General features: G+C 70.8%; 20 protein-coding genes and 1 tRNA gene. 11 read left to right on the plus strand and 10 right to left on the minus strand.

Going from position 1 to position 26,314, the window contains the following annotated elements:
• Window positions 1–202: 202 nt before the first annotated feature.
• Together O0S08_RS20275 and O0S08_RS20280 are read right to left on the minus strand one after the other, a co-directional pair.
• A complete protein-coding gene (locus tag O0S08_RS20275; RefSeq protein ID WP_269040849.1) occupies window positions 203–1,150 on the minus strand; it encodes an alpha/beta fold hydrolase in 948 nt (315 codons plus the stop codon).
• Window positions 1,125–1,334: a TIGR04563 family protein gene (locus tag O0S08_RS20280; RefSeq protein ID WP_096334150.1), complete on the minus strand. Its 210-nt coding sequence runs from the start codon at window positions 1,332–1,334 to the stop codon at window positions 1,125–1,127. Before O0S08_RS20280 ends, O0S08_RS20275 begins: the two co-directional genes overlap by 26 nt.
• A gap of 56 nt (window positions 1,335–1,390) precedes the next feature.
• Here O0S08_RS20280 and O0S08_RS20285 point away from each other — a divergent pair, with 56 nt between their 5' ends.
• From O0S08_RS20285 to O0S08_RS20300, 4 genes are all read left to right on the plus strand, one after another.
• Window positions 1,391–2,305 carry a TetR/AcrR family transcriptional regulator gene (locus O0S08_RS20285; protein WP_269040850.1) on the plus strand — a complete coding sequence of 305 codons (915 nt, stop codon included), beginning with the start codon at window positions 1,391–1,393 and terminating at the stop codon, window positions 2,303–2,305.
• Between the two features lie 116 nt (window positions 2,306–2,421).
• Window positions 2,422–2,796, plus strand: coding sequence for a TraR/DksA family transcriptional regulator (locus O0S08_RS20290; RefSeq protein WP_267689369.1), 375 nt, complete (start codon window positions 2,422–2,424; stop codon window positions 2,794–2,796).
• A gap of 9 nt (window positions 2,797–2,805) precedes the next feature.
• Window positions 2,806–3,681: a prolipoprotein diacylglyceryl transferase gene (locus O0S08_RS20295; RefSeq protein WP_269040851.1), complete on the plus strand. Its 876-nt coding sequence runs from the start codon at window positions 2,806–2,808 to the stop codon at window positions 3,679–3,681.
• On the plus strand, window positions 3,663–4,331 hold the full coding sequence (locus O0S08_RS20300) for an alpha/beta hydrolase family protein (RefSeq protein ID WP_269040852.1): 669 nt from the start codon (window positions 3,663–3,665) through the stop codon (window positions 4,329–4,331). The genes O0S08_RS20295 and O0S08_RS20300 overlap by 19 nt, the downstream gene beginning before the upstream one ends.
• 121 nt (window positions 4,332–4,452) lie before the next feature.
• On the opposite strand, the gene O0S08_RS20305 is transcribed toward O0S08_RS20300, so the two are convergent.
• Complete coding sequence (locus O0S08_RS20305) at window positions 4,453–5,472, minus strand: hypothetical protein (RefSeq protein WP_269040853.1); 1,020 nt, start codon at window positions 5,470–5,472, stop codon at window positions 4,453–4,455.
• Between the two features lie 505 nt (window positions 5,473–5,977).
• Between O0S08_RS20305 and O0S08_RS20310 the strand changes: the two genes are divergently transcribed.
• Both O0S08_RS20310 and O0S08_RS20315 read left to right on the plus strand, forming a co-directional pair.
• Window positions 5,978–6,379 carry a helix-turn-helix domain-containing protein gene (locus O0S08_RS20310; protein ID WP_269040854.1) on the plus strand — a complete coding sequence of 134 codons (402 nt, stop codon included), beginning with the start codon at window positions 5,978–5,980 and terminating at the stop codon, window positions 6,377–6,379.
• 128 nt (window positions 6,380–6,507) lie between these two features.
• Window positions 6,508–6,579 (plus strand) — tRNA-Val (locus O0S08_RS20315).
• Between the two features lie 263 nt (window positions 6,580–6,842).
• On the opposite strand, the gene O0S08_RS20320 is transcribed toward O0S08_RS20315, so the two are convergent.
• Both O0S08_RS20320 and O0S08_RS20325 read right to left on the minus strand, forming a co-directional pair.
• The gene (locus O0S08_RS20320; protein WP_269040855.1) at window positions 6,843–7,148 is read right to left on the minus strand and encodes a ribosomal protein L7/L12; all 306 of its coding nucleotides are present in this window, start codon (window positions 7,146–7,148) and stop codon (window positions 6,843–6,845) included.
• Window positions 7,149–7,157: 9 nt separating this feature from the next.
• Window positions 7,158–7,889, minus strand: coding sequence for a hypothetical protein (locus O0S08_RS20325; RefSeq protein ID WP_269040856.1), 732 nt, complete (start codon window positions 7,887–7,889; stop codon window positions 7,158–7,160).
• Between the two features lie 77 nt (window positions 7,890–7,966).
• Between O0S08_RS20325 and O0S08_RS20330 the strand changes: the two genes are divergently transcribed.
• A complete protein-coding gene (locus O0S08_RS20330; protein ID WP_269040857.1) occupies window positions 7,967–8,668 on the plus strand; it encodes a hypothetical protein in 702 nt (233 codons plus the stop codon).
• A 445-nt stretch (window positions 8,669–9,113) separates the two neighbouring features.
• Here the strand turns inward: O0S08_RS20330 and O0S08_RS20335 are convergent, their stop codons facing one another.
• Window positions 9,114–10,259, minus strand: a complete 1,146-nt coding sequence (locus tag O0S08_RS20335; protein ID WP_269040858.1) for a patatin-like phospholipase family protein — start codon at window positions 10,257–10,259, stop codon at window positions 9,114–9,116.
• Window positions 10,260–13,492: 3,233 nt separating this feature from the next.
• Here O0S08_RS20335 and O0S08_RS20340 point away from each other — a divergent pair.
• Window positions 13,493–14,290, plus strand: coding sequence for a hypothetical protein (locus O0S08_RS20340; protein WP_269040859.1), 798 nt, complete (start codon window positions 13,493–13,495; stop codon window positions 14,288–14,290).
• A gap of 1,829 nt (window positions 14,291–16,119) precedes the next feature.
• On the opposite strand, the gene O0S08_RS20345 is transcribed toward O0S08_RS20340, so the two are convergent.
• From O0S08_RS20345 to O0S08_RS20355, 3 genes are all read right to left on the minus strand, one after another.
• Window positions 16,120–17,394, minus strand: coding sequence for a 30S ribosomal protein S1 (locus O0S08_RS20345; protein ID WP_269040860.1), 1,275 nt, complete (start codon window positions 17,392–17,394; stop codon window positions 16,120–16,122).
• Between the two features lie 89 nt (window positions 17,395–17,483).
• Entirely contained in the window at window positions 17,484–18,926 is a 1,443-nt protein-coding gene (locus tag O0S08_RS20350) for a serine/threonine-protein kinase (protein WP_269040861.1), read from the minus strand.
• A gap of 149 nt (window positions 18,927–19,075) precedes the next feature.
• Window positions 19,076–20,074 carry a hypothetical protein gene (locus O0S08_RS20355; protein WP_269040862.1) on the minus strand — a complete coding sequence of 333 codons (999 nt, stop codon included), beginning with the start codon at window positions 20,072–20,074 and terminating at the stop codon, window positions 19,076–19,078.
• 192 nt (window positions 20,075–20,266) lie between these two features.
• Between O0S08_RS20355 and icmF the strand changes: the two genes are divergently transcribed.
• From icmF to O0S08_RS20370, 3 genes are all read left to right on the plus strand, one after another.
• On the plus strand, window positions 20,267–23,503 hold the full coding sequence (icmF, locus tag O0S08_RS20360) for a fused isobutyryl-CoA mutase/GTPase IcmF (protein WP_269040863.1): 3,237 nt from the start codon (window positions 20,267–20,269) through the stop codon (window positions 23,501–23,503).
• 92 nt (window positions 23,504–23,595) lie between these two features.
• The gene (locus tag O0S08_RS20365) at window positions 23,596–24,147 is read left to right on the plus strand and encodes a PIN domain-containing protein (protein ID WP_269040864.1); all 552 of its coding nucleotides are present in this window, start codon (window positions 23,596–23,598) and stop codon (window positions 24,145–24,147) included.
• Between the two features lie 136 nt (window positions 24,148–24,283).
• Window positions 24,284–25,198: a hypothetical protein gene (locus O0S08_RS20370; protein ID WP_269040865.1), complete on the plus strand. Its 915-nt coding sequence runs from the start codon at window positions 24,284–24,286 to the stop codon at window positions 25,196–25,198.
• 4 nt (window positions 25,199–25,202) lie between these two features.
• On the opposite strand, the gene O0S08_RS20375 is transcribed toward O0S08_RS20370, so the two are convergent.
• Window positions 25,203–26,303, minus strand: coding sequence for a Ca2+-dependent phosphoinositide-specific phospholipase C (locus tag O0S08_RS20375; RefSeq protein ID WP_269040866.1), 1,101 nt, complete (start codon window positions 26,301–26,303; stop codon window positions 25,203–25,205).
• Window positions 26,304–26,314: the final 11 nt, after the last annotated feature.

Consider the following 26,314-nt stretch of genomic DNA (forward strand, 5'->3'; position numbering starts at 1 on the left):
CCAGCGACTGCCTCGCGCCGGTACGCCGCGAGCTTCTTCACCGGAGCTCTCGTCCTCGCGCCTACGCGGCAACCTCTACTCGTGCTGCGCAGCCACTTCCTCCACTTCACGGCAGTGGCGATGCTGGGCGGCGATCACGTGAGTCTCGGCCGTCCACTTTGGATGTCGGATTAGACATGGCGCATGGGCCATGTCCTCACGGTCATGTCCTCGAGCGCAGCGAGGGCACGACGGTGTGGTCGATGAAGCCGGCGATCTCGTCGGCGATCTCGAGCGGGAACTCGGCCGGCAGGGCGTGCGTGGCGGCGGGGTAGACCTTCCACTGGGCGCGCGGGATCTGGGCCACGAGGGCGCGCATCGTCGCCAGCGGGACGAAGTTGTCGCGCGCCCCGGCGACGACCAGGGTGGGCACGGCGATGGTGGGCAGGACGTCGGCCGCGCTGTGGCGCTGGGCCTCGTCGACGACCGCGAGGAACAGCTCGGGGTTCATCGCCGCGATGCCGCGCATGTACAGCTCGAGGTCGGCGACCTCGATGCGTTCGGCGTTGACCTGACCGCTGCGCAGGCTGAGCTCGCGCGAGAGCGGGGAGGGCAGCCACTTGCGCCACGTGCGGGTGGTGACGTCGCGAGCGATCCGCGTCGCCGCGAGGGCGAGCGGCAGCAGGCGGCGGAAGTTCTGCGTGCCCTGGAAGCTGTCGAGCACGCGCCCGCTGGGGCCGGCCAACGAGAGCAAGCCGGCCACGCGTTCGCGGTGCCGGCGGTACAGCTCCAGCGCGACGGGGAACCCCATGGAGAAACCCACCGCGACCACCGGGCCGATGCCGAGGTGGTCGCATGCGGCCGCCGCGTCGTCGGCCAGCGTGGGGATGCTGAGCCGCCACGGCCGTGGTGGGTCCGGGGACTGTCCGTGCCCGCGATAGTGCATGAGCGCAACGCGCCGCTGCTCACTGAGCAGCGGCACGATGCGTTCGAAGGCCCATCCTGCGCAGCCGAGGCCGTCGAGGATGAGGATCGCGGGCGGGGGAGCGTCCTTGGGGCCGCTGACGAAGAGACGGATCGAGGCTCCGTCGTCGCGCCGGAGGCGAAGCGCGAGCGGCCCGGCCGCCAGGGGGTCGGGGGCGCGGTTACTCGTTCCGCCCGCGCTCGTCATCCGGGGCGTCATCCGCGAGCTCGTTGACGCTGGGGTACTTCATGATGTCCTTGCGCGCGATCTTCCAGGCCTTCTGGACGATCCACGAAAGCGAGCGGTCTTGGCGGTTAGCCTCCTCCTGGATCTCCTTTAGCATTTGTTCGGGGAAATAGAGCGACTGCTTGCGCTTGTCCGAGCTAGCCATGCCGATGTGGTCTCCGCTGGTGAAAATCGCGGAATTTAGGGTAGGCTTCGCGGCGTTTGGCTGTCAACCGCGAGCATGACGCCGACCACGGCGCGCCGGGGTTGGAAGAGGGGGCCGGAACCGCGGCATCCGGCGCTCTCGCCGCCGGCGATCCGCGCGGTTTCGGGCGCCTGCGGCCGGTTTCGGGTCGACCGGACTCAGCCGTGGACGAGGGGTCCGGCAGCGAAGCCGAGAGCGGGACGGATGGACGTTCTGCGCGTGCGCAAGCGCGGCGGGAGCAGCGTCGCGGCCTCATCCTGGCGGCCGCAACCCAGGTGTTCAAGGAGAAGGGCTACCACGCGACGTCGGTCGGCGACATCATCGACGCCGCCCGGATCGCGCGGGGCACTTTCTATCTCTACTTCACCAGCAAGCGTGAGATCTTCGCCGCTCTCTCGGCGGGGTTTTTGGCGGTCATTCGCGGCAGCGTCCGCAAGATCTCGCTCGACCCAGCCGAGGGCGAACCGCTGGCCCAGATGCGGGCCAACTTTCGCCGTGTGATCCACACCGTACTTCAGCACGAAGATCTCGCGACGATCGTGCTTCGCGACGACGCGCTCGACGCCGAGGCACGAGCGCAGCTCGACCTGTTCTACGACCAGGTGATCGGTCTGATCGGACAGGCGGTGCGCGTGGGTCATCGCCTCGGGATCGCTCGCGAGTGCGACGAGACGATCATCGCCGTCAGTGCTCTCGGTGCGCTCAAAGAGATCCTCACGCGCATGCTCGCTAGGCGACGCGCGACCTCGACCGCGGCCAGCGCGCTCGAAGCCGAAGCGAGCGATCCGTCCGCAGTAGCCGGAGCGGGCGGGCCAGACGAAGTCGGTGTCGTCTCTGCGGCGCCGGCCACGCCCTTCGCCGATCCGGATCGGCTCGCTGACGAACTCCTGAGCTTCTTTGTCCGCGGGGTGTTTACCCAGGACAGTCGCTAAGCTACCCTGCCGCCCCATTCTCGAGGTCCGCGCTGGACAACTCGCGAGGCCGGGCCCCACACTGCCTAACCGGGGATCGGTTCGGTGCGCACCCCAGAGAGGACGGAGTCGTCACGATGGCCTTGACGAAAGCCCAGAACGAGAAGTTCCGCGCGATGTTGCTCGAGCGGAGGAACGCCCTCATCAGTCAGGCGCAGCGTACGCTGGAGAGCGACATGGTGTTGTCGCCCGACGATCGCTTCGACGAGGTCGACCAAGCGTCCAGCGAATACATGCAGGCCTTCAGCTTCCGCCTGCGCGGGCGCGAGAAGTTCTTGATGGAGAAGATCGACCTCGCCCTCCGCAAGATCGACCAGAACACCTACGGCACCTGCGAGGAGTGCGAGGAGCCGATCTCGCTCAAGCGCCTGCAAGCACGGCCGGAGACGCCGCTGTGCATCCAGTGTAAAGAGGCGCAAGAGAAGGAAGAGGCGGTCTACGCCGAAGAGTGATCCGCGACGATGGCGCCCGAGCTGTTCACCCTCCCGGGTCTCGGGTGGGCCATCACACCCTACGGGCTCGCCGTCGCCGTCGCGCTGGTGACGGCGTGGCTGGTGTCGCTGCTGCTGGCCCGCCGCGACAAGCTGCCGACCGAGGTGCTCGGCACGGTGTTCGTGCTGTCGGCGATCGCCGGGCTGCTCGCGGCGCGCGCCGGCTTCCTGTTGCAGCAGGGCCAGGCGCTCGATCTGTCGCACCTGCGCTCGCTGCCGGCCGGCGGCCTGGCGGCGTTCGGCGGGCTGTTCGTGGCGCTGGCGGTCGGGGCGATCGGCTGCCGTCGCTTCCGCGTGCCGACGCTGGCGTGGCTCGACTGCTGGGCCCCCGCGGTGGCGATCGGCGGGGCGATCGAACGCGTCGGTGCGTTCTTCGCCGGGGCCGACTTCGGCATGTACGTCGGGCCAGGTGACTTCGGACATGTCCTCGGGGTCACGTATCCCGCGGGCTCGCCGGCGTTCCTGCTCCACACTGCGGCGTTCCCCGGGCTGCCCGGGCTGAGCGAGACGTCGTCGGCGCCGGTGCATCCGGTCCAGCTGTACCTGGCGGTCAGCTGCGCGCTGGCGTTCGCCGTCGGCCTGCTGGTGCGGCGGCGGCGGCGGTTCTCGGGGCAGACGTTCCTCGCGGTCGCGGCGGTGTTCCTGCTCGGTCGGGCGGTGCTGTTCGAGCCGCTGCGCTTCGACGCGTCGCCGCTGGCGCTCGGGCCGTTGCGCCTGCAACAGGTGTCGGGCATCGGGCTGCTGCTCGCGGCCGCGGTGGCGTGGTGGATGCTGTCCGCGCGCGCGGCGGCGCAGCCGAAGCTGGCGCGACAGTGGGAGGGGGGGCCGTGGACGCCGCGAGCGTGACGCGGGCGCCGCCGATCCCGGTGGTGGTGATCCACGGGGCCCTGCGCTCGCGCGTGGGCCTGTGGCCCGTGGTCCGTTATCTGCAGAACCGCGGCTTCCAGGCGGCCGCCTTCGGCTACGCGACCCGCAGCGACAGCCTCGAGCGCCACGCGGAGCGGCTCGAGCAGTTCATCGCCACCTGGCTCGAAGGCCAGAAGGTGCCGACGCTCGGGATCTTGACCCACAGCATGGGCGGGCTGGTCGCGCGGGCCTACCTCGCGCGTCCCGGTGCGGCCCTGCAGGCGCACCGGCAACGCGTGGCCATGCTGGCGCCGCCGAACCAGGGCGCGGTGCTGGCCGCTCGCCTGCGCGGGTTCAAGCCGTTCCGCTGGCTGTACGGCGCGGCGGCCGAGGTGCTGCAGCCCGATCGCGCGGCCACGTTGCCCCCGCCGCCCGCGAGCGCGCAGGTGCTGATCCTCGCCGGGGGCAAGCGCAAGGGCGACCGCGGCTACTCGCGCTGGATCGCCGGCAACAACGACGGGCTGGTCAGCGTGGCCGAGACCGCCCTGCCGGGGATCGATCCGGAGCTGGTCGGCGGGGCCCACAGCGTGCTGCAGTGGCGCCCGACGGTGCTGGCCCGCGCGGCTACGTTCCTGGCCGCGAGCGAGTGAGCCGCGCTTCGAGCCGAGCGGCGTCGAGGACGTCGTCCGCCGAGCGGCGCGGATAGACTATGTCCTTGAGGACATGTCGAAGGGGGCATGTCCTGAGGGATAGGCCTGTTCGGTGGCCCGGCTACATCGGCAGGGGCGGGGCGCAGGTCGAGACGCCGGCGCCGACGATCCGGATCGGCGCCTGCGTGAGCAGGCTGAGCGCCTGATCGCTGTCGTCGCTGTTGTCGAAGTCGAGGTGCCAGACCTCGCTGTTGCTGACGAAGTCGCCGGTGGAGGTGAACAGGTAGAAGTCGCCGCCCCACCAGGCGAACGCGAACGCGTTCTCGCTCTGCAGGCCGGGCAGGGGGAGCACGTCGATCACCTCGCCGGTGTCCTTGTCGTATTCGGTGAGGATCGCGGGCGACGAGCCCTGGAACGCGAACAGCCGCCCGGTGCCGGTGCCGGTCAGCTCGCCCCAGGCGTAGTCGATGCTGGCGATCGTCGACAGCTCGAGGGTCTGCGGATCGATGACGCCGAGGGCGCCGACGTCGGGGCCCTGGAGATCGGGGGCGATGCCGGAGTGGGCGTAGAGCTTGTCGCACGGGTCGTTCAGGCTGTTGGCGACGAAGGCCATGCCGAACTGCGGGAACATCGGGTTGTTGGGGATGAACCCCGGATCCTTGCACTTCACCGGGTCGCTGGCATCGTTGAGATCGACGGTGTAGAGGTCGCCGTCCCAGTATTGAATCCACGCGCGACCCTTGCGGCTGACGCCCATCGAATAGGTGTCGACCAGGCCGCCGCAGTGGATGTCGGCGATGAAGGCGAAGGAGCCCGACTTGGGATCGAAGCTCCACAGCGAACCGACATCGGACAGGACGTACACGAGCTCGGTGCCCTCGGCGCAGGGACAGCCGGCCTCGGGTTCGTTGTCGGCGCCGGTCATCTCGATGCCGGTGGTGGTCGGCTGATCGCCGCCTTCCCATCCCCCATCGCCGCCGGGACCTCCACCCGTGCCGGTCGCGGAGATGAAGCCGTCCGCGTCGTTGCCGTTGCCGTCGCCTCCCGCGTCGCTGTCGTCGTCGTCGAACAGGTCGCCGATGGGGCAGGCGGGCAAGAGTGAGGCGGTGACGAGGAGCCCGAGGAGGCGGACGCTGCGCATGACCTCGACGATAGCGAAGATCGCCGCGCGAGCCCGTACTCGCCCGTCTGGACCGTTTCTGCCGCGGTTCTCGCCGGCCGAAGTCCGACCGTCGTCCGATGGCTCCCCGCCGCACACGACCGCCGGCCGCAGGGCCGCGATCGCCGACGCGCGTCATTCTTCGTGCCGAAGAGATCGGCTCGCTTCGCGGAGCTCGATCCACGATCTCGAGCGCCCCGCGAACGCGAGAGCAGAGGACGATCGCAGCGCCACCTCCGCCTGTGCCAAGGGCCAGGCTCGGATCGTCGGGCGCATGTGACCCATGGCACCTGGCCTTCCAGCGCTGGCGCTTGGGGCATGCCTGAAGGTTCTGGTGCGCGATCAGGCTCTTGGGTGCGGTCCCGAAGGACAGGTCTCAGAGATCCTGTCGCTGGGGCCGGGTTCCCCCATGAGTTATCTCCATTGGGTGACTGTTCTAAGCGCCAGGAATCATGTGTCATGGTCTGACTCTCCCAATCCACCACAGATGAGCGACGGGACCATGAACGAGAACGAAGTTGCACAAGAGATCGGCAAGCGGATCCGCCAATGGCGGATGAATACGCCGCCGCCGAAGACGCGCCGCAAGCGGCAGAACGAGACGGGCTGGCGCCCGCACATGACGATCGAAGAGCTCGCCAAGGCCACCGGCCTGACGGTCACCACCGTCAACAAGCTCGAGCTCGGCTACAAGGCGCCGCGGATCGAGTCGCTGTTGCTGCTCTCGCAAGCCTTCGGTTGCGATCCCAGCGAGCTCCTCCCCAAGACCAAGCACCGCAACAGCGGCAAGGCCGAGCTGCTCAACGAGCTCGCCGCCGCGGCGACCCAGCTCGGCGCGAAGCAGCTCCGCGAGCTCATCAAGCAGGCCCGCGGGATGGAGCCGGGCTGAGGCTCGGCTGGAGGCCGCGGGATCTGTACCGCGGCCGCCGCCCGCCAGCCCGGTTCAGGCTGGCGGGGCTCGAAGTGGGGGCTTGCGGCCGGGCGCGAGGAAGGCTATAAGGCGCCTCCACCCGCTGCGGGCGCGTAACTCAGCGGTAGAGTGCCACCTTCACACGGTGGAAGTCATAGGTTCGAACCCTATCGCGCCCACAAAGTCAAGAAAACCGAGTTCATGGTCCGAGAGCCGCCGCAAGGCGGCTTTCGGCGTTTGGTCGCTCGCAAGGGACGTCCCCTCGCCCGCAGCGCTCGGCCGCCCGCGACCTGCGAAGTGGAGGGCGACGGCGGTGCTGACGATCCTTATCAGGGCCGAGCCGCCGGCAGTCGATGCATTCGCTCGACGAGCTCGCTCGGCGCGCCACGAGCGCGACGCATGTGCATCGCGGCGCTGCCGGCCGAGGCGAGAGGCGAAGCGCTCAGCGACGTCGCGCCCTCGCCTCGGCGCGCGCGTCGATGGCGTCCTTCGCCTCCTTGAGGCCGACGCCGTGGACCTCGCGGTAGCGCTTGATGGCCTGAATCTTCTGATCGCTGCGCAGCAGCTGATCGATCTCGGCCTCGAATGCCGAGAGCGCGGGCCCGGTCGCCTGCGTGAATTCCCAGCGCAGGGCCTCGACCGCGGCGCGGGCTGCCAGCAGGGTGCCGCCGTGACGGGCGTGGTGGCGGCGAATGGCTTCGATGGTCGCGCCGTGGCGGACGAGCTCGCGGATGTCGGCGTCGGTCACCCGGCGATCCTACGCAGGTCGGCGGCGCCGGAGGAGGAAAACCACGGCGAGGCCCGCGGGCGCGGCCGCGAGGACCAGCCAGGGCCAGCGCGGGCGCACGTCCGCGGGAGCGGGTTCCGCGGCGGTGCCCGGCGGTGTGGCGGGTTCCGGGGTGGCGACCGGCCCGGGAGCGGGGGCAGGCGCGGGCGCGGGTTCGGGCCGGCGGATCGTCAGCGCGGATCTGCGCCGGTGGGCGACGAAGTCGAGCTCCGGGAGTCCTGTCCTCGAAGACATGTCCTGAAAGACAACATGGCCGAGGAGCCGGTGGCCGCCGGCGAGGCGGGCGAGCAGCGGCAAGCGGACGGTGAAGGCGTCGATCGGAGCGGGGCAGGTGAAGCCGAGCGAGACGGCGAGGCCATCCTCCTCGACGAAGGTGAGCTTCTCGACCGCGCCGGGGCAGGCGACGTCGCCGCGGGAGATCTGGATGCCCGCGAGGACCTGTCCGCTGAGCAATGTCTCGACGGACAGGAGCTCGACCTCGTCGAGCTGGCCGCTGCGGTCGGCGTCGGCGCCGGGGACGAGCCCGACGATCTCCGGGCGGGCGAACACCAGCTCGGCGGTGAGGCGGGCGTCGGCGATCCGGAATTCGGCCCGCGACAGGCCGCGCTCGTGCGCGTCGGCGACGGCGGAGGCGCCGAGACCGGCGACCACGGCGAGGGCGCCGCGGGCGCGGCGGCCGAGACGACCGGGGCGGAGGTGCACGCGGTCATGGGACGCGAGCGCCGACGCCCGTGCAAGCGGGACTTTCGCGGTCGCGCGGGGCCCGCTAGCCTGGGCGGGTGACCGATGGCCCGCTGAGCCTGACCAAAGTGACGGCGTCGATCGGCGGGGCGCTGCTGGCCGCCTCGTTCTTCCTGCCGCTCGTGGATCTACGCGCCGGCGGTCCGGCGGCGGCCGACGTGTTCGGCGTCGCGTCGATGCGCCGCCAGATCGAGGGTTCGCGCGAGCTCGACAGCGTGAAGCCGTTGATCGCCCCGGCGCTGCAGCAGCTCGACACGTTCGCCGCGGGTCCGAGCCTGCGCAACCTCTCGCGCCTGGTCGGGGCGACGAAGGAGATCGTCGACACGGTGGTGGCCACGGGCGTGGCTCCGGCAGAGGCGAAGATGGCGTCGTCGGCGCTCGGGACCACCCGCCTGGCGCTGTGGCTGGTGCCGCTGGTCGGCGCGTTCCAGGCAGTGTTCCCGCTGCTGACGCGCTTCCGCGGCTACGCGGGCTTCTTCGGCCTGCTGGCCCGGTTCGGCTTCGGTCTGGTGTTCGTGACTCTGGCCCTGATCCCGCTGCTCGGCGCCCCGGGGGCGCGGCCGTTCCTCGGCTTGGCGGTCTACGCGGCGCTGATCGGCGGCGGCTTGATGATGGCGAGCGGGATGTGCGGGGTCACCCGCGGCAACTTCCTGCTGGTGTACGCAGCCCAGGGCGGCGTGCTGGCGGCAGTGGTGTTCGGGCTGCGCGCGCTGGTCGAGGCGGGCCAGCGCGCGCTGTGAGAGATGTATGTGGAGACAGGTTCGATGGGACATGTCCTATCAGACATGGCTCTATATGTATCCGATACGACGGGGCCCGGTTGTGCACTCGCGCGTCGACCTTGGTGAGCTCGCCGAGGTCGGCGCTGGCGTTCATGATGAGGCCGTCGGCGACCTGGTAGATCGCTGAAGATCGCGGCGGACGACGTCGACCGGCCACGATCGAGGCGTGCTTCGTGCGGACGCATGGGACCGTGTGCTGTCCCAAGGGACATGCTGATTCGGTCCAGCCGGGAATTTGCAGCGGCCCGCCGGTACGCGCTCGGGGCATTTGGGCCTCCCTCGTCCGGATCCGGCAGGCCGGGAAGGCGGGGAGGGACGCATGGCGGGGCAATAGGCGCAGCGTGACGGAGAGCGGGCGAGGTGGGTCGAAATGGCCGGTCGCGGTACTCGAGGCGGCGGTGCGTCAGAGGTCGGCGAGGAAGGCGGCGATTTCGTCGCGGCGGGCGATGACGTCGCTGTAGCCGAGCTCGAGCAGGCGGCGGGTGTAAGCTGGCTCGAAGGCCAGGTACGAGAGCAGGTCCCAGCCGCGCTCGCCGGTGGCGCCGATGCCCCGCAACAGGTAGCGGACGACCCGCGGGAACTCGTCGTACTGGTCGACGGCCATGCGCCCGAGGTCCTGCGACGGCTGGAGGGCGAGCACGGGGATCGGGCGCAGGCGGCCGGGGATGTCGGCGTGGCGCTCGAGCGGGACGTGGGCGATCGTCTGATTGATGCGCTCGAGCAGCTCGAGGTCGGACTCGAGCGAGTCGAGGAATACTGCGTTGAGCAGGACGCCGACGATGTCGGCGACCGCGAGCCGATCGCTGCGGGCCTCGTCGTTGAGCTGCAGCGTCTGGTCGGTGGTGCGGGCGTAGCGGATCCCGATCGCCAGCAGCCGGTCGGCGCCGAGGTGGATCGCCGGGCTGGTGGGCGCGTGCATGCGGACGCAGCCGTCGCCGTGGAAGGCGCCGTCGATCGCCACCGGCGGGAAGAAGATCGGGATCGCGGCGGAGGCGAGGACGTGCTCGAGGCGCAACTTCGTGCGCCGTCCGAGGCGGGTGCTCCGCACCCAGGGACGGGCGTCGGCGTCACCCTCGAAGAAGGTGACTGCGGTGCCGGTGAGATAGTTGGTGGCGGTGACCGCCAGTCCGCGCAGACGGCCGGCGCTCAGGTGCTCGCCGATCCGCGTCAGCGGCAGACGGTCGGCCAGCAGGCCGCGCAGCGGGGCAGTGTCGAGGAGGTAGTTGGTCGGGCTCGCGCCGAGCAGGCCGCCGAGGCTGAGGTCGCGCAGCCAGCTGGAGCCGATCGTGGCGAGCCGGCGTGTGTCGGTGCGGTAGACGTGGTCGGGCGTGAGCCGGTGCCAGAAGTCGCGCAGCATCCGGGCGGCGCGGGGGAAGTCGTCGGCGTGGGCGGCCAGGTAGGCGGCGTTGATGGCCCCGGCGGAGACCCCGGCGAGCACGCGGAAGGGCAGTTCGCGGACGCCGGCGAGCTCGGCGAGAGCGTGTATGGCGCCCGCCTGATAAGCGGCTCGCGCTCCGCCGCCGGTGAGGACGAGCCCGTAGGTGGCCACGTCGGCAGGCTAGCACCGAGGCGTGACGTGCGGGCATACTCGCGAGCGCGTTGATCGACCCCACGAAGGCCGCCGAATCGGATGCGCACGGGCTGCGCGATGCGTTTCACCAGCAATTCGGCACGGTGCGAGCCGCCGCCCGCCTGTTCGGGATCCCGTCGTCGTTGCTCGACGACGTGGCCCTGCAGACGTTCGTGATGGCTCACGGGCGTGGCGAGGACCTCCACGAGCCCGCCATCGCCCGCTCGCGGCTGGTCACGCTGACGCGGCGGGTGGCCGAGTGGTACCGCGAGGAGATGCCGGCCTCGACCGTGGACGTGCCGGTGGAATTCCCGGGCGCGGAGGTGCTGACACGCTTCGTCGCCGGCCTCGCGCCGCAGGCGCGCGAGGTGTTCGTGCTGTCCGAGCTCGGCGGTCTGCGGGTGCCGGAGATCTCGGCCGAGCTCGGCGTCGGCTTCGAGACGGCGCGGGCGCAGGTCGTCGAGCTCGTGCGGGACTTCGCCGCGGCGACCGCGGCCGCCGGCGCGGAGGAGGTGCTCCACGATCTGGTGCGGGTCCTCGATCCGCCGCCGGTGCAGCGAGAGCTGCAGCTGGCGGCCCTGGCCGCCCGTCTGGCGCCGCGGTCGTTGACGCCCGAGGGGGCCGAGCCGCCGCATTCCCAGTGGGTGATGCCGATCAGCCTGCGACGAGCTTCGAGCGGCCCGCTGCCTGCGGCCGGCGCTGAATCGAAGATGGCTGAAGGGACAGGTGCTTCGGGACAGCCGGCCTCTGCTGTTGGCGCGGGTGACTCGATGTCTTCAGGGACAGGTGCTTCGGGACAGGCCGATCCGCCGCCGGGCGAGGTTGCCGGGCTGAGGCCGGGGGCGCTGGTGGCCGGGGGCGAGGCGCCGATGTCGGGCGCGCCGGCAGGGGGCTCTGCGGAGGCTTCAGGCGAGGGCCAGCGGGCCGGAGCGAGTGCGCAGGTGGCCGGAGGGACAGGTTCCGCGCCGCCTTGGGGGCTGCCGCCCGGGAGCGGCGCGAGTGCGCAGATGGCCGAAGGGGCAGGCTCCGCGGGGAGCGCGGGAGCGGGCCCGAGTGGGCCGGCGGCCGCGGGGAGCTGGCCTGCTCCGCCCGGAGTCGGACCGGGCGCGCAGGGGGCTGCAGGCGGCGCGGGGCTTGGTGCGCAGATGTCCGGAGGGACAGGTGCGGCGCCCGCGTGGGGTCCGCCGCCGGGCGTCGGTGCGAGTGGGCCCGCGGCTGCGGGGAGCTGGCCGGCTCCGCCGGGAGTCGGAGCCGGGGTGCAGGGGGCTGCAGGCGGCGGCGCGGGGTCGAGTGCCCAGATGGCCGGAGGGACAGGTGGGGCGCCCGCGTGGGGTCCGCCGCCGGGCGTGGGTGCGAGTGCGCCGGGAGCCGTGGGGAGCTGGCCTGCTCCGCCGGGAGTCGGACCGGGTGCGCAGATGGCCGGAGGGACAGGTGGAGCGCCCGCGTGGGGTCCGCCGCCCGGCGTGGGTGCGAGCGGGCCAGGGGCTGCGGGGAGCTGGCCTGCTCCGCCGGGAGTCGGGCCGAGTGCATCCGTCGCTGCAGGCAGCGGCGGGGGGCCGGGTGCGCACATGGCCGAAGGGACAGGTGCGGCGCCGGGATGGGGACCGCCGCCAGGCGTGGGTGCGAGTGGGCCCGCGGCCGCGGGGAGCTGGCCTGCTCCGCCGGGCGCGCAAGCAGCAGGGGGCGCTGGGCCGGGGCCCGGTGCGCAGATGGCCGGAGGGACAGGTGCAGCGCCGGCGTGGGGAGCACCGGCCGGAGTCGGCGCCGCGGGACCAGGGGCCGCGAGCGGCTGGCCTGCTCCGAATGCAGGACCAGGTGCACCGATCGCTGCGAGTGGCGGGCCGGGTGCGCAGTTGCCCGGAGGGGCAGGTGCGGCGCCCGCGTGGGGACCACCGCCGGGGGTCGGCGCGAGCGGGCCCGGGGCTGTGAGCGGCTGGCCTGCTCCGCCTGGAGCGGGGCCGGGTGGACCGATCGCTGCAGGGAGCGCAGGGCCGGGTGATGCGCAGATGGCCGGAGGGACAGGTCCAGCGCCCGTGTGGGGACCGCCGCTCGGGGTCGGCGCCAGCGCGCAGATGGTCGCGGGGACAGGTGCAGCGCAGGGGCCGAGTGCGCAGATGGCCCCGGGGACAGGTCCCGCGCCCGCACCGATTGCGGGGACGGGTGCGGCGCAAGTCTCACCGCCCGTGGCGCCTGCGCCGCCGGGGCCGGGTGCCTGGGGGCAGGGGGCAGCTGCGCCGGTGGGCGCGGTGCCTGTCGCCTGGGGTCCCCCGGGGAGCCCAGGGGCGCCCGGGATCCTGATGCCGCCTGCAGGTCCCGGACAGGGCAGCGCCGGGGCGGGGGCGGGAGCGCCGATCGTCGTCGGCGGACTCGCCGGACCCGGGGTGTCGCCAATGCCTGTCGAGACAGGTCCCTCGGGTCAGCCTCTCGGTGCAGTGATGGCTCCCGGGACAGGTCCCTGGGGACAGGCGACGCCGGGGGCCGGGCAAGGCGCGGGGATGGGGTTGCCGGGGGTCGGGCAAGGTGCGGGGATGGCTCTGGGGACAGGTCCCTGGGGACATCCTGCTCCGGATCCTCAGGCAGGGCCGCCGGGGGTCGGGCCGCAGGCAGGGCCGCCGATGGCGGGGTCGCCGGGGGTCGGGCAAGGCGCGGGGATGGCTCCCGGGACAGGTCCCTGGGGACATCCAGCGCCGGCTGGCCAGGCAGGGCCGCCGATGGCGGGGTCGCCGGGGGTCGGGCGAGACGCGGGAATGGCTCCCGGGACAGGTCCCTGGGGACATCCAGCGCCGGGCCAGGCAGGGCCGCCGATGGCAGGGTCGCCGGGGGCAGGGCAAGGTGTGGGGATGGCCCCGGGAACAGGTCCCTGGGGACATCCAGCGCCGGGCCAGGCAGGGCCGCCGATGGCGGGGTCGCCGGGGGTCGGGCAAGACGCAGGAATGGCTCCCGGGACAGGTCCCTGGGGACATCCAGCGCCGGGCCAGGCAGGGCCGCCGATGGCAGGGTCGCCGGGGGCAGGGCAAGGTGTGGGGATGGCCCCGGGGACAGGTCCCTGGGGACATCCAGCGCCGGGCCTGCAAGCAGCGCCGCCGATGGGGCAAGGTGCGGGGATGGCTCCGGGGACAGGTCCTTGGGGACATCCAGCGCCGGGGCTGCCTGCGGGGGCTCAGGCGGGGCATGGGCGGCCGGTGGCCGCGCCGCAACGCTCGCGCTCGATCGTGGCTGACCTCGACGTGCCGGAGCGCGACCTGACGGAGCGCCCGGGGCGGCTGGTGTCCGGCTCGACGGCGCTCGTCGTGGTCAGCTTGCTGGTGCTCGGGGTCGCGGGCGGGGGCGGGTATCTGGCCTGGCGTCAGACGCAGGTCGACCCGACGGTCGAACAGGAGGTCGAGCCCGAGTCTCCGCCGGAGACGGTAGCTCCGCCGCCCCCCGAGGGGCCCGAGGCGGTTCCTCCGCCGATCGGTCCCGAGCCGACGGCGCCGACCCCAACTCCGACGACCCCGACTTCGACGACCACGACTTCGACGACGTCGACTTCGACGACCACGACTCCGAGTACTCCGCCGACGCCGACGCCGACGACCAAGCCGGGCAAGACGGTGAAGTCCGAGACCGGCGGCTCGACCGCCAAGAAACCGCCGGCCGAGAAAGCGGGCTCGAGCTCCAAGTCGGGCTCGGGAGGCGTCAAGAAGGTCGAGCCGGTCGAGGATCCGCTGGCGAAGCGCAAGGAGCAGGCGGATGCGGCCGATCCGGGTCGGGTGCTGGTCGAGCTGGAGTACCTCAGCGCGATCGACAAGGCGCTCAAGGCCGGCAACTGGGCCCAGGCGCTGGCGTACGTCGAGCAGCACGACAAGGAGCTGCCGGGCGGGCAGTTGGTCGACAAGTTCGACGAGCGGCGGATCCGGGCGCTGTGCGGGATGGGACGCACCAGCGAGGCGCAGGCCAAGGTGACGCAGATCCTGGCCAAGCGGCCGGGCTCGAAGGTGAAGGCGGCGCTGGCCGAGTCCTGCAAGTAGAGCCGGCGCTGGGAACGACCGCGCGGATATGTCTCGAAGGACATGTCCCGCGGGCTCATGTGCGCGGCGTCCTTCGCGGTCGCTGGCAGGTGCGCGTGGCGGGCGAGTGATGTGTCTCCGAGGACATGTGCGAACTATCGCGGGGGAGGCCGAGATCCGCGAGATGTACCTGTCCTTATAGACATGTGCACCCTGTCACCGGGCGAGCCGGCGTGGTCGTTGCGTGGCCTGCTCGATCGGGCATGTGATGACTTCACCCGGCGGAGCGAGCACGTGGTGTCGGGGGGATCCTGGTAGAGGCGCTCGCGCGTAGTCCGGCCGAGTTGCTTGGATTGATCGCAGCCTCGACCATCGGGTCCGTGGAAACCCTCAGGCCCAGCCGCGCGCCGGAGCGGAAGGCGCGGCACGGCCGAAGTCGCACGGACCGGGTGGGCACGTCCGGACTTTTCACTGTTCGCTCGCGGTGGCACGGACGGAGGCGCGTCTGGGCTTTGGCCGCTCGCTCGCAGTGGCGCGGTCGTTCGCAGTGGCTTTCGCCGCTCGCTCGCAGTGGCGCGCTCGTTCGCAGTGGCGCGGTCGTTCGCAGTGGCACGGACGGAGGGCACGTCTGGGCTTTGGCCGCTCGCTCGCAGTGGCGCGCTCGTTCGCAGTGGCGCGGACGGAGTAGGCACGTCTGGGCTTTCGTCGCTCGCTCGCAGTGGCGCGCTCGCTCGCGGTGGCACGGACGGAGGGCACGTCTGGGCTTTGGCCGCTCGCTCGCAATGGCGCGGTCGTTCGCAGTGGCTTTGGCCGCTCGCTCGCAGTGGCGCGCTCGTTCGCAGTGGCGCGGTCGTTCGCAGTGGCACGGACGGAGGGCACGTCTGGGCTTTGGCCGCTCGCTCGCAGTGGCGCGCTCGTTCGCAGTGGCGCGGACGGAGTAGGCACGTCTGGGCTTTCGTCGCTCGCTCGCAGTGGCGCGGTCGTTCGCAGTGGCACGGACGGAGTAGGCACGTCTGGGCTTTCGTCGCTCGCTTGCAGTGGCGCGGTCGTTCGCAGGTGGCGCGAACGGAGTGGGCATGTCTGGGCTTCGCCGCTCGCTCGCAGTGGCGCGGTCGTTCGCAGTGGCGCGAGCGGAGTGGGCATGTCTGGAGGGTCGCTTCTCGCTCGCTCGCAGTGGCACGGACGGAGGGCATGTCTGGGCTTTGGCGCTCGCTCGCTCGCCGTTGCAGGGTCGGAGTGGGCATGTCTGGGCTTTGGCCGCTCCTCGCAGTCGCACGGGCGGAGGGGGCGTCCGGCGTTCGTCGCTCGCGCTCGCAGTCGTACGACCGAGTGGGCACACCTGGGCTTCAGGCCGCTCGCTCGCAGTGGCATGTGCCGAGGGCACGTCTGGGCTTTGGCCGCTGGCTCGCTCGCAGTCCCACGGACGGAATAGGGACGGCCGGCTTTGCCCGCTCGCACGCAGTGGCATGGACCGAGGGCACGTCTGGGCTTTGGCCGCTGGCTCGCTCGCAGTCGCACGGACGGAGGCACCTCCCGGCTTTGGCCGCTCGCACGCAGTGGCATGGACCGCGGGTGCGTCTGGGCTTTGGTCGCTCGCTCGCAGTCGCACAGATGCAGTCGGGACGTCCGGCTTTGGTCGCTCGCGCGCTCGCAGTCGTACGACCGAGTGGGCACGTTCTGGCTTTGGCCGCTCGCTCGCTCGCAGTCCCACGGACTGAGCGGACACGCTGCTCGCAGTCGCATGGACGGAGTGGGCGCGTGCGGTGTTTCGCCGGTCGCTCGTGCCGCCACCAAAAACAAAATCGGAGCAGCGCGGACGCTGCTCCGATTTCGTCGGCGGTCGGGACTGCTCAGGCGCGGCGGCGGGTGGCGGCAGGCTTGGCGTCGCCGGCGCTCTCGCGCGCCTGGGCGGGGGCGGGCTTGGCGTCGGGGAGCTTGGCCTGGAGGTCCTTCATGAGGTCGCCGAGGCTGCCGAGGCCCTTGCCGCCGCCGGCGCCCTTCTTGGCCTCCTTGGCGAAGGTCTTGAAGGCGGACCGCTCCTCGGCGGCCGCGACGCCCTGGATGCTGAAGCGGAGCTTGCCCTCGCCGCCGCCACGGCCGAGGACCACGACTTCGACCTCTTTGCCGACGGGGAAGGCGCGCTTGGCGTCGGCGTTGGGCGGCAGGCCGAGCTCGCTGGTGGGGACGAGGCCGCGCCCGATCTCGGTGTCGACGAACACGCCGAAGTTGGTGACCTGACCGACCTTGCCCGGCAGCACCTGCTCGGCGGCGGCGCTGGCGGCCGACTCGGTCGACTGATCGGCCGACTTCATCGACAGGCTGATCTTGAGGTCGGTCGGGCTGGTGCCGCGCGGCTCGATCGCCAGGACGCGCACCTTGACGGTCTCGCCGATCTTGATCACGTCGGCGATCTTGTCGACGCGACCGTGGCCGAGCTCGGAGATGTGGATCATGCCCTCGATGCCGCCGAGGTCGACGAAGGCGCCGTAGGGCTGGATCGTCTGGACGATGCCCTCGAGCTCGGCGCCGACGACCAGGCGCTCGCGCACGGCCTTGGCCTGGTTCTCGCGCTCGTCCTTGAGGACGGCCTTGCGCGAGACGATGACGGAGCGGCCGCCGTCGCGGATCTCGATGACCTTGAAGAACTGCTTGGTGCCGACGAAGCGCTCGAGGTCCTGGGCGAAGCCGAGGTCGACCTGCGAGGCGGGGCAGAACGCGCGCACGCTGCCGAGCTCGACCTCGAGGCCGGCCTTGACGGCCTTGGTGACAGTGGCCTCGACCGGCACGCCGCTCTGCAGCGCGAGCTCCAGCGACTGGGTGTCGATGCCGCCCTTGCCGATGGCGACGACCAACTGGATGCCTTCGGTCGACACGGCGGAGACGGTGGCCCGCAGCTTGTCGCCGACCTTGACCTTGAGGTTGCCGTCCTTGTCCAGGAGCTGGGTGCGGTCGATCCGCCCCTCGCTCTTGGCGCCGATGTCGAGGAACACGCTGTCGGCGCCGATCTCGACCACCGGACCCTCGACGAGCTGTCCGGGGCGCACGCGCTTGCTCAGCCTGGCGCGCGTCTGCGCACCCTGGGCTTCAAACATCGCGGCGAAGTCTTCATCTTGCTGCTGGGCCATGGGGGGCCAAGCTTGGCAAAGCCGACCTCGCGGGACAAGGGCCGGGCCTCACAAGACGGCGGCTTCGCGACGCGCCGTGAGCCACGCACCTAGCCCGGGCGCTTCTTGCCCGGCGATTTGACCTCGAGCACGGGGGAGATGGGCTTGAGGTCGGGGAACGGCGGCAGGCTGTCGGTGACGGTGAGCGGGCGCCAATTTTGGACCACGTCGATGTAGCCGTCCAAGGTCAGCCGGATCTCGTGCGAGCGGTTGTCGCCGACGGGGACGGTGATCTCACACGGCGACTTGCACTGAAACTGACCGTCGACGTGGACGCTGGCGCCTTCGAGGTTGGCCTTGATGGTGGCGCGGTTCTTCGGCAGGCCCTCGGAGCCGGTCGGTTGCGCCGCCTTGGCCTCCGCCGGCGGCGCCGGGTCGCCACCGGCGCGCTCGTCGCCGCCGCGGAAGATCAGCGCGATCCCCAGAAGCAGCACGACGACGCCGGCGCCGATGGCGATAAACAGGTTGCGGTTCGACTCCTGCGGCGGCAGGGCGCCGTTCATCGTGACCCGCTGCGGCGTGCCGACGGCCGCGAACGGCCCGGTGTGCTGGTTGCTGAGCTCGGGGATGTGGACGACGCGGCCCTCCTCGGCGGCGCGCACGGCCCCGATCGCCTGACCGATGAGTTCGGCGAAGCGACCCGCGCTCTGGATCCGCTTGGTGCGGTCCTTGCGGAGCGCCAGCTGGAGCAGCTTGGCGGTGAACTGCGAGCCGTTGCGCGGGGTCGGGACCTTGGCGCGCACGTGCTTGAGCATGGTCGCCATCGGACTCTCGGCCGAGAACGGCGGCTTGCCCTCGATCATCTCGTAGAGGATGCAGCCCAGCGAATAGATGTCGGTGCGGTGGTCGAGGTCCGTCCCGTTGCATTGCTCGGGGGACATGTACTGCGGCGTGCCGAACACCTCGCCGGCGCGGGTGAGCCGCATGGCGTCGACGCCTCCGGCGATGCCGAAGTCGAGGACCTTGACCACGGTGCTGACGCCGACGGTCTCGATGAAGATGTTGTCGGGCTTGAGGTCGCGGTGGAAGATGCCGTTCTCGTGGGCCTCGCTGAGGCTCTCGGCGATCTGCTTGGCGAACTGCAGCGCCTGCAGCTCCGGGACCTTGCCCTGCTCGAGCCGCTCGCACAGGCTGGTGCCGGTGAGCAGCTCCATCACCATGTACGGCCGGCCGTCCTCACACTCGCCGTGCTCGAACACGCGGATGGTGGAGGGGTGGCGCAGCTGGGCGGTGACCTCGAGCTCGCGGCGGAAGCGGATGATGAACTTGTTGTCGGTGAGGCACTCGCGGCGGACCAGCTTGATCGCGACCTTGCGATCGACGCGGTGGTCGTGGGCCTCGAACACGACGCCCATGCCGCCCTCGCCGATGACGCCGAAGAGCTCGTAGCGGCCGTTGATGACGCGGCCGACGTCTTCGTTGAAAGAGACCTCCAGCGTCGACGAAGAAGCGGCGCTGTCGGCCATCTCGCTCTTGCTCAGCGAGGCGTTCACGGGGCGGCTCTTCGGAAGCGGGGGCATTCGTCGACTGGCTCGGGAGTGTATCGTCTTGGTGGCCACGCCACCATCGGCGCGAATCTCAGGCTCAATTTCGCGTATCCGGCCGAATCACCGCCGCTGGGGGCGAGCGGCGGCGCCGCCACTCAGAGGCCGTGGAAGCTGATGAACGGGTCGGGCGGGCTGTCCTGGCCGGCCTTGAGGTCGAGGTGCAGGTGATTGGCGTGTGCCCGGTCGTGATCCGGTGTAAGCAGGGTGTGTACGAGCCCGCCCTCGGCGGCGACGCAGACCAGACCGAGGAGGAGCTCCGAGGCCGGCGCCCCGACCGGCGGCTCCGCGCCGGGCCCCGTCTCTCGCGGCCCCGGGCACCGCCGCAGGGTCCTCCGCGGATAGTGGTCCTCGACCGTCGCGGCCGCGTCACCGCCACGTCGCAAGGCGTACAGATCGAGCGCGAGGCCGAGGTTGTGCTGACTCTTCGGCTTCTGCTGCACGATCTTGCCCCGCCGCAGGGCGGAAAAGTACTGCACCTCGGTGACGCCCCGGGCGTGCAGCCACTCGGCCAGCGGCACCACAGCGGCGACCAGGCGACAGTCCCAAATTGCATGGGCGTCGCGCTCGAGATCCGTGCTCCACGGGATCGTGAAGGCGACGCCCGCGATCGGGCCGCGCAGGCGCACGGGGATCGCGACCTCGGGCGCCTCGTCGCGGCCCAGGGCGACGAACTCGACCTCGCGCTCGCGCAAGTAGTCGTGACAGCGCGCGGCGTTCATCGCCATCAGCGCGGTCGCGTCGGGCCCGGTCGGCGCGGGCGTCCGCACGGGCGATGGCGCGCGCGTCGGCTCGGGGCGCGCCTGCGCAGCCGGCCGCGCGGTCGGACGCGAGGCGCTCGCGGCCGGACGCGGTGCCGTCTGTCCTTCAGGACCTGTCTCCTTGCACCTGGCGCTTGCGACCTGTACCAGAGCGCGGTTGCCGGCGAAGCCGCTCGGGCAATCGGGCGGGCGGACGGCGGGCAGGCGCCAGCGCGGGCCGTTCGACCAGCCGAGCCGGCCGCTGCCCGCGGCGTCGGCGTTCGTGGGCACGAGCAGGGCGCCGAGCAGCGCGACCCGTAGGGTGGTCGTGAAGGCGCCTCTGTGTGCAGATGTCATACCTCGCGCGATTGTGAGGCATGCCGCGACCTCAAGCAAAAAAAACCCCGCCCGGGCCCCTCAGGTCGGGCCTAAGCTGACCGCCGAGGTCGCCCGGAAGCCATGCCCAGCGTCGATCCAAAGCAAGAGACCCCTGTAAACCCGGTTGTTGGCGGTGAAAATGGGCGCTACGTCGCGCGCCACAAGATCCGCGTGGTGACGGCGGCAGCGCTGTTCGACGGCCACGACGCCGCGATCGGCGTGATGCGCCGGGTGCTGCAGGCGGGCGGCGCGGAGGTGATCCATCTCGGCCACAACCGCGGCGCGGAGGAGGTCGTCGACGCGGCGATCCAGGAGGACGCGCAGGCGATCGCGGTCAGCTCCTACCAGGGCGGCCACATCGAATACTTCAAGTACATGGTCGACCTCCTGCGCGCGAAGGGGGCCGGGCACATTACCGTATGGGGAGGCGGCGGCGGCGTCATCGTCCCGCGCGAGATCGAGGAGCTCCACGCGTACGGAGTGCAGCGCATCTTCAGCCCCGAGGACGGGCGGCGCCACGGGCTCACGGGGATGATCGACATGATCCTCGCGGGCGCCGACTTCGCCACCGCGCCCGCCGATCCGGAGGCCGAACTCTCGGCGCTGTGCGAGCCGGGAGCGCTGGCCGCGGCCGAACACAAGAGCCGGCTGGCGCGGCTGATGACTGCGGTCGAGGCGGCGGTCGCGGCGGGCGGCGAGCAGCCGCTGCTGACGGCCGTGCGCGCCGATGCGGGCGGGCCGCGGGCGCCGGTGCTCGGCATCACCGGCACCGGCGGCGCGGGCAAGTCGTCCCTGACCGACGAGCTGCTGGCACGCCTGCTGCGAGACCACCCCGAGCGCCGGATCGCGGTGGTGTCGGTCGACCCGACGCGGCGGCGCACCGGCGGCGCGCTGCTCGGCGATCGCATCCGCATGAACGCGCTGCGCGACCCACGAGTGATGATGCGCAGCCTGGCCACCCGCGCGGCCGGGGTCGAGCTGTCGCGCGCGACCGACGACATCGTGCGGCTGCTGCAGCGCGTCGGCTACGACCTGGTGATCGTCGAGACGTCGGGCATCGGTCAGGGCGACGCAGAGGTCACGCGAATCGCCGACCTCTGCCTTTACGTGATGACCGCCGAGTACGGGGCGCCGAGTCAGCTCGAGAAGATCGAGATGCTCGACGCGGCGCAATTCATCGCGGTCAACAAGTTCGAGCACAAGGGCAGCAAGGACGCGCTCCGCGACGTCCGCAAGCAGGTCCGGCGCAACCGCGAGATCCCGTATTCGGTGCCCGACGACAAGCTGCCGGTGTTCGGCACCGTCGCCAGTCGATTCTTCGATCGCGGCGTCAACGGGCTGTACGCGGCGCTGTGCGAGGCGCTCAGCGAGCGGCGGCCGGACGCGCCGTGGACGTGCTCGATCGCGGCGGCGCTCCGCGCGGTCGTCTCGGACATCAGCGATTTGATCCCGTCGGAGCGGCAACATTACCTGGCGGAGATCGTGCGACAGGTCCGCGGATACAAGGCACGGGTCAAGCGGCAGGTCCAGCTGGCGCGCGAGATCGGGGCGCTGACGACGGCGCAGCGGCTGCTCGCCGACGAGGCCGATTCACAGGCGTTCGCGCGCAAGCGCGAGGAGCTGCGCGGGCAGCTCGACTCCGACACGCGGCGGGCGCTCGACGAGCTGCCGAAGCTGTTCGCGGCCTATCGCGAGCCGGAGTTCGTGGTGAAGATCCGGCAGTCTCAGGTCCGCTACCCGACCCAGGTGCAGACGCTGTCGGGCACGACGCAGCCGCGCGTGGCGGTGCCGCGCGACGACGAGCCGGGGGCGCTGGTGCGGTTCGCGTTGCTCGAGAACCTGCCGGGTTACTTCCCGTTCACCGCCGGCGTGTTCCCGTTCAAGCGCGAGGGCGAGGATCCGAAGCGGATGTTCGCCGGCGAGGGCGGGCCGGCCCGCACCAACGAGCGCTTCCACTTCCTGTCGAGCGGCGAGCCGGCCAAGCGGCTGTCGACCGCGTTCGACTCGGTGACGCTGTACGGCTGGGACCCCGACGAGCGGCCGGACGTGTTCGGCAAGATCGGCGAGAGCGGTGTCAGCATCTGCACGCTCGACGACGCCAAGCTGCTGTATCGCGGCTTCGATCTGTGCGATGCGGCGACGTCGGTCAGCATGACGATCAACGGACCGGCGCCGATCCTGCTGGCCTTCTACATGAACACCGCGATCGATCAGCAGGTCGAGCGCGAGGAGGCAATGCTCGGGCGCGCGGTCACGGAGGGGGAGCGGGCGGCGATCGCCGATCGCACGCTGCAGGTCGTGCGCGGCACGGTGCAGGCCGACATCCTCAAGGAGGACCAGGCGCAGAACACCTGCATCTTCTCGATCGAGTTCGCCCTGCGGATGATGGGAGACATCCAGGAGTACTTCATTCAGAAGAAGGTGCGGAACTACTACTCGGTGTCGATCAGCGGCTATCACATCGCCGAGGCGGGGGCGAACCCGATCACGCAGCTGGCGTTCACGCTGTCGAACGGGTTCACGTTCGTCGAGTACTACCGGGCCCGCGGCCTCGCCGTCGACGACTTCGCGCCCAACCTGAGCTTCTTCTTCTCGAACGGCCTCGACAGCGAGTACACGGTGATCGGCCGGGTCGCGCGCAGGATCTGGGCAATCGCCATGCGCGATCTCTACGGCGCCGACGAGCGCAGTCAGAAGCTGAAATATCACATCCAGACGTCCGGCCGCTCGCTCCACGCGATGGAGATCGACTTCAACGACATCCGCACGACCCTGCAGGCGCTGTTCGCCTACTACGATCACTGCAATAGTCTGCACACGAACGCATACGACGAGGCGATCACGACGCCGACCGAGGCGAGCGTACGGCGGGCGATGGCGATCCAGCTCATCATCACCCGCGAGCAGGGTCTGGCGAAGACCGAGAACATGCTGCAGGGCAGCTATATCGTCGACGAGTTGACCGAACTGGTGGAGGAGGCGGTGCTCGCCGAATTCCTCCGACTCGACGAGCGCGGCGGGGTGCTCGGGGCGATGGAGCGGCAATACCAGCGAGGGAAGATCCAGGACGAGAGCCTGCTCTATGAACAGCGCAAACATTCGGGCGATCTCCCGATCATCGGAGTGAACACCTTCATCAACCCCAACCGGTCGGGCGACGAGGAGGCTGCCGGCCTCAACCTGACGCGCGCGAGCCACGCCGAGAAGACGGCTCAGATCGACCGTTTGCGGGCGTTTCAGGCCCGTCACGCGGAGGCGGCAGCCGCGGCGCTCGAGCGGCTGCGGCAAGTCGCGTTGTCGGGTGGCAACACTTTCGCCGCGCTGATGGAGACGGCACGAGTCTGCAGTTTGGGACAGATCTCCAGGGCGTTGTTCGAGGTCGGCGGCGAGTATCGTCGCTCGATGTGAGGACTGAGGATGCAGGTCAGGTGGGATGAAATTGCCTGTGAGTGTGCAAATAGATTCCATCGTGTCCAAAGTCTTGTGCTAGCCTAGAGGCCATGTCCAAGTACGACGTGTCCCTGGTGTCCGCGGTCGAAGGCCGTAAGCGCCAGATCCTCGTGGATCTGCTGCGCCAGAACTCCGAGCTGACGCTCGGCGAATTGCATCAATTGTCCAAAGGGGAGCTCGGCAAGCTCCTCAGCTCGATCACTGTCCAGGAGCTCTTGCACGGCGAAGGCGCCGCCCGCGAAGCCGCGAGCGGGGGAGCCAAGCTGCTTCGCCCCGGGCGGCCCGGCCGCAAGCCGGTGGCGAAAGCGCCCGCCGAGAGCAAGCCCGCCAAGGAGGCCGCGGCGCCGGCCAAGGCCGCCAAGGGCGCCAAGGCTGAGCCCGCTGCCGAGGTGAACACCCGCACGCCGTCGGGCCGCGAGGCGTTCGACCAGAGCGTGTTCGAGGTGCTCAAGTCCATCGGCGGTCCGGCCGGGGCCGGGGAGATCCAGCGCCGCGTCGGTGGCACCAACATGCAGGTGCGCTCGGCGGTCAACCGCCTGATCGAGGCCGGCCAGGTGACCTGGACCGGCAAGGCCCGCGGCACACGTTACCGCGTCGCCTGAGTACACGGTCGTCTTGCACCGGTGGAGCCGGTCGCCCAGTCGCCTGCGAGGCGACCGTGCGATCGGCTTCGTCGTGCGGCCCGTTGCGCAGACAGTTGCACACGTCGCAGGCCCGCAGTTGCGCTACGCTGGCGTTGTGGGACGCCTGATCCGAACCTCCGCCCAACTGTCCACCTTCGCCGCAATCGTCGCGCTGGCGGTCGGCTGTTCGCGTGAGCCCAAGGGCACGACCGCGGGCGTGGACACGACCTCCACCACGGCGCCGACGAGCGGCGACAGCGAGACGACGTCCGGCACGCCGACCGGGACGACCACCTCGACCTCGGAGACGCCGCCGACCACGACGATGGCGATCGCCGATATGGGGAGTATCGGCGCCCAGTGCAGCCTGTTCATGCAGGACTGCCCGGCCGAACAGAAGTGCACCGCGTGGAACGAAGACGGCGGGCCGTTCCCCAACGGCACCCGCTGCGTGCCGGTCGACACCAACCCGGCGCTCCCCGGCGAGGACTGCGTGGTGCCGGGCAAGTTCGGCGACGGCATCGACAACTGCGCCAAGGGCTCGCTTTGCCTCGACCTCGAGAACACCGGCAAGGCGACCTGCGTCGCCTACTGCACCGGCAGCATGGACGCGCCCAAGTGCCCGCAGCCCGAGGACCGCTGCGCGTTCCTGTTCGAGCCGACGGTCCCGGTGTGCTTCAGCAAGTGCGACCCGCTGCTGCAAGACTGCAGCGCCGGCGAGACGTGCGTGCCCAACGAGGCCGCTCTCGGCGCGCCGCACTTCGTCTGCATGCCGCGCGTGTTCCCCCAGCTCGGCAAGTACGGCGATTCCTGCTACGCGCTGTCGGGCTGCGATCCGGGCAACCTGTGCATCTACGGCGAGAACCTGCCGAGCTGCAAAACCCCGTACTGCTGCTCGGTGTGGTGCGACCTCGAATCGCCGGACTCCTGCCTCGAGTACGACCCGACGCTGAGCTGCGTGCCGTGGTTCGAGGAAGGCGCCGCCACGCCGGGCTACGAGACAGTCGGTATCTGCGGCGTCATGCAGTAGCGCGTCACAGCGCCTCGATCGCCGCCGGCGTGCACTCCGGCGGCGCCGTGCGCGGGTTGCAGCGCGATGGCGTGCCGTCGGGGATGACGAACACGTAGTCGTACTTGTCGCCCTTGGGCGGCGGATAGTCGGTGCTGATGAAATGGGCGCCGCTCGCCAGCGCCGCCGCGCCGCGCGAGGTGTCGCCGGCGCTGGGCTCGATGTTGTCCGCGTCGGCGCGGGTGCGCACGATGTGGCCGGCCGCCACCGCCGCGTCGATCCGCGCCGCGTCGCCGACCGGATCGTTGAGCGAGTGGACGGCCGCGAACGGCAGCGTCAGGTCGCCGAATGCGTCGGGGAACAGCAGGCGCCCCGCCGTCGAGGTGCCGCCCGCAGTGTACGCGTCGCGCCACTTGCCGCCGTCGTGCAGGACCAGCAGCAGCTTGCCGCGCGCGTCGTCGATCGCCGGCCAGCCGCCCGCGGCCAGGCCGTCGCGCAGATTGGCGGCACCGCCCTGGACGTCGTCGGGCAAGACCAACCGGTCCTCGGGCCAGATTGACAGGATCTGTGATTCGAGGGTCGAGAGCAGCTCCTGCGCGCCGGCCGGATCGAACGCGCTCTTGACCTCGAGCATCACGTACAGCGGGTGATGCATGAGATGTCCGTCGGACCATGTCTTCAAGGTCATCAAGCAGTCGACGAGCGTCGCGCAGGTCGAGGACGTGTCGAGCAGGTCGATGTGATAGACGTCGATCGGCTCGCCGGCGCCGCGGAACCAGATGTCGAGCTCGAACTTGCGAGCGCCCTGCTGCTCCAGCTGCTGGTCGAGCGGCAGGTGCGTGTAGTCCCACTCCTTGACCAGAGTGCCGGGCGAGAGGTGATAGCTGTTGTGAGTCCCGAGCGCCTGCAGCTGATGCAGCCGCAGGCGCCCGTCGGGCTCCATGTCGGTGGTCGGGGCGTCGGTGGTCGGGGCGTCGGTGGTCGAGGTCGCGTCGCCGGTGGTGGTCGTGCCAGTGGTGGTGGCGCCGGTCTCGGCCGCGGTGGTGGACGCATCGGTGGTGGCAGCCGGGCCGCCGCAAGCGGCCATCGTCCACACGAACCAGCACAGCGGCGCGAGGCGGATCATGCCGCGATCGT

It is taken from the genome of Nannocystis punicea, assembly GCF_026965555.1.
In the GTDB taxonomy this organism is placed as follows: Bacteria; Myxococcota_A; Polyangia; order Nannocystales; family Nannocystaceae; genus Nannocystis; species Nannocystis punicea.